Annotated in this window: 10 protein-coding genes; 9 read left to right on the top strand and 1 reads right to left on the bottom strand. The window is 36.3% G+C overall.

The window, feature by feature from the left end; all coding sequences use genetic code 11:
- The 7 genes from BM210_RS31130 to BM210_RS31100 form a co-directional block, all read left to right on the top strand.
- Positions 1-282 (top strand): IS3 family transposase (locus BM210_RS31130; RefSeq protein ID WP_143101127.1); only part of this gene is annotated, 282 nt, incomplete at its 5' end.
- 47 nt (positions 283-329) lie between these two features.
- The gene (locus BM210_RS31125; protein ID WP_091176559.1) at positions 330-875 is read left to right on the top strand and encodes a Crp/Fnr family transcriptional regulator; all 546 of its coding nucleotides are present in this window, start codon (positions 330-332) and stop codon (positions 873-875) included.
- A 157-nt stretch (positions 876-1,032) separates the two neighbouring features.
- The gene (locus BM210_RS31120; RefSeq protein WP_091176557.1) at positions 1,033-1,473 is read left to right on the top strand and encodes a dienelactone hydrolase family protein; all 441 of its coding nucleotides are present in this window, start codon (positions 1,033-1,035) and stop codon (positions 1,471-1,473) included.
- A 173-nt stretch (positions 1,474-1,646) separates the two neighbouring features.
- Positions 1,647-2,072 (top strand): NUDIX hydrolase, encoded by a 426-nt coding sequence (locus BM210_RS31115; RefSeq protein ID WP_091176556.1) that lies wholly within the window; start codon positions 1,647-1,649, stop codon positions 2,070-2,072.
- 80 nt (positions 2,073-2,152) lie between these two features.
- Positions 2,153-2,614 carry a GNAT family N-acetyltransferase gene (locus tag BM210_RS31110; RefSeq protein WP_091176554.1) on the top strand — a complete coding sequence of 154 codons (462 nt, stop codon included), beginning with the start codon at positions 2,153-2,155 and terminating at the stop codon, positions 2,612-2,614.
- A complete protein-coding gene (locus BM210_RS31105) occupies positions 2,611-3,087 on the top strand; it encodes a hypothetical protein (protein ID WP_091176553.1) in 477 nt (158 codons plus the stop codon). The genes BM210_RS31110 and BM210_RS31105 overlap by 4 nt, the downstream gene beginning before the upstream one ends.
- A 75-nt stretch (positions 3,088-3,162) precedes the next feature.
- Positions 3,163-3,852 (top strand): YjjG family noncanonical pyrimidine nucleotidase, encoded by a 690-nt coding sequence (locus BM210_RS31100; RefSeq protein ID WP_091176551.1) that lies wholly within the window; start codon positions 3,163-3,165, stop codon positions 3,850-3,852.
- A 140-nt stretch (positions 3,853-3,992) separates the two neighbouring features.
- On the opposite strand, the gene BM210_RS31095 is transcribed toward BM210_RS31100, so the two are convergent.
- Entirely contained in the window at positions 3,993-4,355 is a 363-nt protein-coding gene (locus BM210_RS31095) for a winged helix-turn-helix transcriptional regulator (RefSeq protein ID WP_091176550.1), read from the bottom strand.
- 154 nt (positions 4,356-4,509) lie between these two features.
- On the opposite strand from BM210_RS31095, the gene BM210_RS31090 reads away from it, so the two are divergent.
- On the top strand, positions 4,510-5,352 hold the full coding sequence (locus tag BM210_RS31090) for an aldo/keto reductase (RefSeq protein WP_091176549.1): 843 nt from the start codon (positions 4,510-4,512) through the stop codon (positions 5,350-5,352).
- A 559-nt stretch (positions 5,353-5,911) separates the two neighbouring features.
- Complete coding sequence (gene ppsA / locus BM210_RS31085; protein ID WP_091176547.1) at positions 5,912-8,527, top strand: phosphoenolpyruvate synthase; 2,616 nt, start codon at positions 5,912-5,914, stop codon at positions 8,525-8,527.
- Positions 8,528-8,773: the final 246 nt, after the last annotated feature.

Here is an 8,773-nt window from a genome sequence, read left to right as displayed (position 1 = left end):
AGCCAGTATGCTTCTGTTGACTACCAAGAGCGTTTGAAAACGTACGAGATCAAGTCGAGTATGAGCCGAAAAGGCAACTGTTACGATAATGCTTGTATCGAATCGTTTCATAGCGTGCTGAAGAAAGAACTCATTTATTTAGAGAAATTCAAGACTCGGCAACAAGCTTACCGTGAACTTTTTGAATACATCGAATACTTCTACAACCGCAAAAGAATCCATTCGTCTATTGGCTATTTAACGCCAGATCAGTACGAACGTACGTACCGTAAAACTGTGTAACTTTCTCGATTCTATGTGTCCAATCTATTGACTGAGGTCCACAATCATTGTTGTTTTTAGTAGAAGGGAAAGTGAAAATAACTTCGAGTGTTGAAACCGGAAAGGCACTCTTACTGCGATTTATGCATCCATTTTCCATCATTGGTGATATTGAATTAATTCGTGATATTCCCGTCCAATCAGAAGTTAAAGCAGTTAGTAAATGTTTACTGATTGGGCTCTCGTTCGACTATATCAAGCAACATGAAATAGGTAATCCAAAGTTCTTATATACACTTTTAGAACACGTAAGCTATAAACTCCAAACTTGTACAACAGCTTCTCGTGTTAATTTATTAGCATCTGTTGAAAACAAGTTTGCGAGCTACCTTTTGTCTACAATATCGCCTGAACCTGGTAATAACTTCGGAATAGAGCTAAAGACTTCCAACGTTAAAGAGATTGCAGATCTACTCGGCACGACATACCGCCATCTAAATCGAATTATTCTTTCTCTATCCCAGAAAAAAATCATTGAGAGAGGCAAAAATTCGATTCGCATATTAGACTGGGCCAGTTTAGAAAAAGAATCCAATGGGATTCGGTACAAATAAAGAATGAATAACTTTTGACGTTCAAACCATAGCGTATATGCATAAAAAAAGGAACAACTTACCAAAAAAATGTAGACTACTCCGTGAATAGCCTTTATTCTAATATGAGTATTAATTCATCTGAGAAAGGGTTGAAGATCAGGCGTATCACTATTTTATAAATGAGATTGGTTTCGATAAATCATTACATGAAGTCAAGCAAATAGTAAATGTGAATAGAGAGAAGTATGATCAGATATATATTATTGGATTTAGTATAGGTGCAACAATTGCTTGGATGAGTAGTGAATATGATGTTGATGGAGTAATCGGATACTATGGATCGAGAATTAGAAATCATGTAGAGATAGAGCCAAGATGTCCAACCTTATTATTCTTTTCTAGAAATGAGAAGTCATTTAATGTATTAGATTTAGAAATAAAATTAAAAACTAAGAATAAAACTGTACTAGAAATTATTGAAGCTGAACATGGATTTATGAATCCTTTTTATAAAACCTATAAATCAAAAGAATATAGGGACTGTATACTGATTAGCTTTGAGTTTCTAAAGCAGATTGAGAGTCTATCAAATAATCCGTGTAACCTTGTAAAGTGAAGTTAGTAAACTGCAGTACCGCGGCTTGACATGGAGCCTGTGTTTGTAAAAATAATTTGGAATTATTAGCTTAACCATTACAGACTTTGGCCCAAGTATCTTATATCACCGTTTTCCCACTGATCTGCAGAAAAAAGCCATAAATTACATCAATTTATAAAGGAGTGACTTGTATGAACCCACCCAAGCATATAGTTTCGGCAGCTGCCATTGTAATAAATGACAAAAACGAATTGTTACTTATTAAAGGACCAAGAAGAGGCTGGGAGATGCCTGGTGGTCAAGTTGAAGAAGGTGAATCCTTAAGTCATGCAGCCATAAGAGAAACCAAAGAAGAATCCGGAATAGACATAGAAATTATCAAATTCTGTGGAATATTTCAGAACGTAGGAAACTCAATTTGCAACACACTATTTTTAGCGAAACCAATAGGTGGAGAATTAATACAATCATCAGAGAGCTTGGAGTCAGGCTTTTTTCCAATAGAAGAAGTTCTAAAAATAGTTGAATGGAAAGATTTCAGACAAAGAATTGAGTACTGTTTAAACCCTGAAACGCAACCCTTTTGTATTGAATTTATTGACGAGAAGAATATTTGAGAGGTGGGCGGATTTAGCCGGACACATCCATTCCCCTAAGATAAGAGCTATAATAAAGAATCTATTAAAAGAGGCAAATTATGAATAAATGCATAAAAGTACATAGAAGGCCAGAAGAAACACAAGAAATATTGCAAATAATTAGGCTTCTTACTCCGATGTGGTTTACTCAAAATGTGTTTGAGGACACTCGAAAAGATTTGACGTTTCAGGACGCTATTTGTTTACAGATAAATGATGAGTTAATGTCTTTTATTATTTTTACGTGCTGGGAAGGAACTATTTACATTACCTTAATGGCGACTCATCCAGATTATCAAGGTCGTGGATATGGCTCTGAATTAGTAACTGCTTTTTTTGAGCATGTGCAGGAACTTGGATTTAATGAAATAAAATTGCTAACAGTACCACAGGAAGTAAAGCCTATATATGAGAAGACAATAACTTTTTATAAGAAACAGGGATTTAATATATCGAGAAGATACAGTGAAATATGGGGAAGTGGAGCTATTGAATTGACAATACAATTAAAACAAAGGTGATTAAGATCAAGAAAATAAATAAAAAAACGAAATTCATTCTTGTTACTTTTATTGTATTTATTACAATTTACTTCTGCCTTGATAAATTTATTATAATAAATAATACAGAAACTACATATGGTATATATGATTTTGGTAAGACAAGTATAGATGCCGAACTTAAAGTTAAGGGTACAGGAAAACAGATGATTGATGGTGAAATAGTTTCTACTATGGTAGAAGTATTAGAAATAAAAAATATCCAAAAAGATCTGAATATAAAACGTGGAGATGAAATTAAAGTAAATGAATATTTTAAATTATTTAAGAACAGATACATATATGGAATACCGTTTTTACCAGGTAGAAGTGTAACGGGTATGGGAACTAACTATAAAAGATTACTTAATGGAGAGATTGGATTAGTTAGAATTCAATATGATCGAAAGTATGATAAGTTATGGATAGAACCGTATATAATAAGAATACCTTAGGATAGTTAGGTCTGGATAAGGTTTCTTTTTACATTTAGCAAACTGATAAGAAAAGCAGAAATTGGAGAGATCATTTTGAAAAAATATCAAACGTTATTATTTGATGTAGATGATACACTGTTGGATTTCGGATCAGCTGAGAAATTAGCGTTGCGTTTACTTTTTGAGGAACAAAAGATACCTTTAACTACTGAAATCGAGGCACACTATAAAAGAATTAATCAGGAACTTTGGAGAAACTTTGAACAAGGAACAATAACTCGTGATGAGGTCGTAAATACGCGGTTTTCGGTTTTATTTCAGGGCTACGGTAAAGTTGTTGATGGCGTCTTATTGGAAAAGAAATATCGCAGCTACTTAGAAGAGGGGCATCAGCTTCTTCATGGGGCTTTTGAATTGATAACAGATCTACAACATCAATTTGACTTATATATTGTTACGAATGGTGTTTCGAAGACTCAGGATAGACGTTTACGTGATTCAGGATTACATCCGCTATTTAAGGATATTTTTGTGTCGGAAGATACAGGATTTCAAAAACCTATGAAAGAATACTTCGATTATGTCTTTGCACGAATTCCAAATTTCACTGTGGAAAAGGGATTGATTATCGGAGATTCCTTAAGTGCGGATATTAAAGGCGGACAGCTAGCCGGACTAGATACATGTTGGTACAACTCTGATATGAAACCCAATAACACTGGGATTGTGCCAACCTATGAAATACATCATCTTGATGAGCTGTATCGGATTTTGAACGTATAGAAAGAATTGGTAGCTGTGAGTTAGTGCTTGTCCTGAATATCAAAGTAACGTTAAGGTATTCCGTTCACAATAGTGAGCATATTCATAGAGCAGAAAAGGCATACTCTACATGAGATGCGTTTCCTGCTCTATTGGTTCGTTTATTTATTTAAAATACTGTCCTCTAAAACAGCGAACTTATCACCGTATTCTTTAATGATGTGCTGTTCACCCCAATTACATAACGAATTCAAAATACTTTCCAGACTCGTTCCATATTCACTAAGTTCGTATTCCACTTTTGGAGGAATCTGATTATAAATAATTCGATTAATGATTCCATCAGCTTCTAATTCTCGCAGTTGCTGTGTTAACATTTTATGTGTAATCCCAGGCATTAACTTTTTCAATTCCGAAGTGCGCTTCTTTCCGTGGGTTAAATGACATAGAATTACACATTTCCATTTCCCACCGATGACCTCAAGTGTTGCTTCTACTGAAATGTTATATTTTTTCTTAATCATGATGTACCTCCGATTTAAATATTATGGGTACTTTAAAGTACTTATATCACTTTTAAGTACGTACTATTATTTTTGATTGATTTCATCTATCATAGCACTTGTAGGAACGGCAGACTATAACTTAAATACTAAAATAATAATGGGGGAAAATATAATGGTAAAGAATTTGCAAGATACAACAACACTGCATAATGGTGTGAAGATGCCATGGTTTGGATTAGGCGTATTTCTAGTGGAGGAAGGTCCTGAACTTGAAAATGCAGTGAAAACAGCGATCAAGAATGGTTATCGAAGTATTGATACAGCAGCTATTTATGGAAATGAAAAAGGTGTTGGTCGAGGGATTCGCCAAGGCATGGAAGAAGCGGGTGTTTCTAGAGAAGAACTTTTTATCACATCCAAAGTATGGAATGCAGATCTTGGTTATGAATCAGCGATAGCTGCTTATGAGACGAGCTTAAGTAAACTTGGATTGGAATATTTGGATTTATATTTAATTCACTGGCCTGTAGAAGGTAAGTTCAAAGAAGCTTGGAGAGCATTGGAGACTCTCTATAAAGAAGGACGCGTAAAAGCGATTGGTGTAAGTAACTTCCTTAAGCATAAGCTTGAAGAGCTAATGAACGATGCGGAGATTAAGCCAATGGTGGATCAAATGGAACATCATCCACGTTTGACTCAAAAGGGACTTCAAGCATTTTGTAAGGAAAATGGCATTCAATTTGAAGCGTGGTCTCCATTAATGCAAGGTCAGTTATTAGATAATACGGAGTTAAAAGAAATTGGGAATAAGTATGAGAAATCCATTGCCCAAGTGATCTTGCGCTGGAACTTACAAAGTGGCGTTGTAACGATACCGAAATCAACGAAAGAACATCGCATCATTGAAAATGCATCTATTTTTGATTTTGAGTTGACTAAAGAAGATATGGAACGAATCGATGGATTGAATCAGAATCTTCGAGTGGGTCCAGACCCAGATAATTTTGATTTCTAATCCTATGATAATCCGTTATTATACTGATGGTGGATTTAAGCACAGGTATGGTATGAAACTTATGAATTCTGGATTGAATCTTGGACAAGATCATATACTCATTGCAAATGTGACGTCAGAGATGTCTTTGATATATGCAAAACAAAAAGGTTGATCTCCTTCGTTGGAGATCAACCTTTTGTTTTGTAATATCTTGATTTAGTACATATTCTTGTCAGCCGACACCACCAGCTTCCAGATGTCGGACGACACCTAACATTGTCCCATACACGCCTTCAGAAACGTAAAACTCAGTTTATAAATAATCCAACAGATCTGATCTAATGTAATGTAGGATGCCTAACGATAATGTGACTAATGATAGCGGAAATCAAAAAAGAACCTGGTAATTTTATCAGGTTCTTGTATATTGCATATAAACAGACACGATGATATAATCTGATTACAACTTTTAATATCTATATGAACATAATTATTATATCTTACACTTTAATTCTATCATGCCGGTAAACTCTTGTCAATTGTTTTTTCTCAATTTAATGGTTAGGAGAGATATTGAATGAGTTCTTTGGTTCTCGGTTTTCAGGAAACGGAAAAAACGCAGCTTTTGCTCGTAGGCGGAAAAGGGTTAAATTTAGGGGAATTATCAAAAATTGAAGGAATACAAGTACCAGCAGGATTTTGTGTTACAACAGTGGGATATCAAAAAGCCATCGAAGAAATCGAAACGTATCATGCTCTGTTGGATCGACTAACAATGCTAAAAGTAGAAGATCGAGATCAAATTGGTGAAATCAGCAGGAAGATTCGACAAATCATTATGGAAGCAGAAATTCCTTCCGATGTTGTAAAAGCAGTTACTCACTATCTCTCCCTGTTTGGAGATGAGCATGCTTATGCAGTGCGTTCTAGTGCGACTGCTGAAGATTTACCATATGCCTCTTTTGCTGGTCAACAAGACACTTATTTAAATATCATCGGCGTCGATGCCATCTTGCAGCATATCAGCAAATGTTGGGCCTCCCTATTTACGGATCGCGCAGTAATCTACCGTATGCAAAATGGATTTGACCACAGTCAAGTTTATTTATCCGTTATCGTTCAAAGGATGGTTTTCTCACAGGCTTCAGGGATTTTATTTACCGCTGATCCGATTACTTCTAACCGAAAGCTGCTATCAATCGATGCCAGTTTTGGACTTGGAGAAGCACTGGTCTCTGGCTTGGTATTTGCCGATTGTTATAAAGTACAGAATGAGGAAATCGTCGATAAGATAATAGGAACCAAAAAATTGGCTATCTATGGACTAAAAGAAGGCGGAACCGAGACACAGCAGATCGATCCTGAGCAGCAAAAGACGCAAACACTCACTGAACAACAAATTTTACAACTGGCACGCATAGGAAGACAGATCGAAGCTTATTTTGGTTGCCCACAAGATATCGAATGGTGTTTGGTTGATGATACATTTTATATTGTCCAGAGTCGGCCAATCACTACTTTATACCCGATCCCTGAAGTTAATGATCAAGAAAATCACGTCTATGTATCAGTCGGACATCAACAAATGATGACCGATCCCATGAAACCATTGGGACTGGCTTTTTTCCTGTTAACGACTCCTGCACCCATGCATAAAGCTGGTGGAAGGTTGTTTGTTGATATCTCACATAATCTGGCTTCGCCTGACAGCAGAAAAAAGGTAATAGATGCCTTGGGAAAATCCGATCCGCTCATAAAAGACGCACTCATAACCATCGTAGAGCGAGAAGATTTTATCAAATCGTCACCAGATGATATAAAAGTGCCGAGTCACATTAAAAACAATACAGGTATATCGTCTTCGGGCTTTCAAGCACAAATCGATAACGATCCGACAATCGTTTCTGATTTGATTAAGAGTAGTCAAACATCGATAAAAGAGTTAAAACAAAACATCCAAACGAAATCAGGATCAGATTTATTTGATTTTATTCTAGAAGATTTCCAGCAATTAAAGAAGATTTTATTTGACCCACAAAGTTCGCGTGTATTTATGACTGCTATGGATGCTTCATCATGGATCAATGAAAAAATGGACAAATGGTTAGGTGAAAAAAACGTAGCAGATACGCTTTCTCAATCTGTCCCTAACAATATTACTTCGGAAATGGGTCTGGCGCTATTGGATGTCGCAGATGTGATTCGTCCTTATCCAGAAGTAATTGATTATTTACAACATGTAAAAGATGATTACTTTTTAAATGAACTGATTAAGTTTGATGGTGGACAGGAAACTGGGGACGCTATCTATGCTTATCTCAATAAATACGGAATGCGATGTGCCGGAGAAATCGATATGACTAAAACTCGTTGGAGTGAAAAACCAATTACAATTGTCCCGATGATTCTGGGTAACATCAAAAACTTTGAGCCTAATGCTGGCAAACGGAAATTTGAGCAAGGGCGACAGGAAGCTTTAGAAAAAGAACAAGAGTTATTAGATCGATTGAAACAATTACCGGATGGTAAACAAAAAGCCAAAGAGACAAAACGAGTGATCAGCCTAATCCGGAATTTCATCGGTTATCGTGAATATCCAAAATACGGCATGATTAATCGCTACTTCGTATATAAGCAAGCTTTACTGAAAGAAGCCGAACAACTCGTACAAGCTAACCTTATTCGTGAAAAAGAAGATGTATACTATCTCACTTTTGAAGAATTTCGCGATGTCGTATGCACCAATAAACTGGATTACCAGATCATCAGCAAACGAAAAGACGAGTACAAATTATATGAAAAACTAACTCCCCCACGTGTTATTACGTCTGATGGTGAAATCATTACGGGTAAATACGAACGAGAAAATCTCCCAGCCGAAGCTATTGTAGGTCTGCCTGTTTCTTCCGGAGTGATTGAGGGACGAGCACGTGTCATCTTACGTATGGAAGATGCTGATCTAGAAGATGGAGATATATTAGTCACCTCCTTTACTGACCCTGGCTGGACACCATTGTTTGTATCCATAAAAGGTCTAGTTACTGAAGTTGGTGGACTGATGACCCATGGCGCAGTTATCGCGCGTGAATATGGCTTACCAGCAGTTGTTGGTGTGGAAAATGCTACCAATCTGATAAAAGACGGGCAACGAATTCGCGTGCATGGAACAGAAGGGTATATCGAAATATTGTAATGGCTGAATACGTCAAGTAAGAACCTCTGTCATAATGGACGGCATTAAAATGTAACTTGCCATCCAACAATTGGATAGAATGAACATCTCTTTACGACAAGTATCCCATATGATTTTATTAATTTATCTTTTACAGCTTAATCGAACCGAAAGCATCGGGGGTTTGCAAAGTCTATCAGAGGCTTTGTGAGCCTCCTTTTTGATTTCCATATTTTACAATGATTGATATAATGGAAAGGCGGATCA

This window comes from Paenibacillus sp. 1_12 (assembly GCF_900114475.1).
GTDB lineage: Bacteria > Bacillota > Bacilli > Paenibacillales > NBRC-103111 > Paenibacillus_S.
Note: the sequence above shows the minus strand (reverse complement) of the source record. Positions and strands in the feature narration are given on the sequence as shown.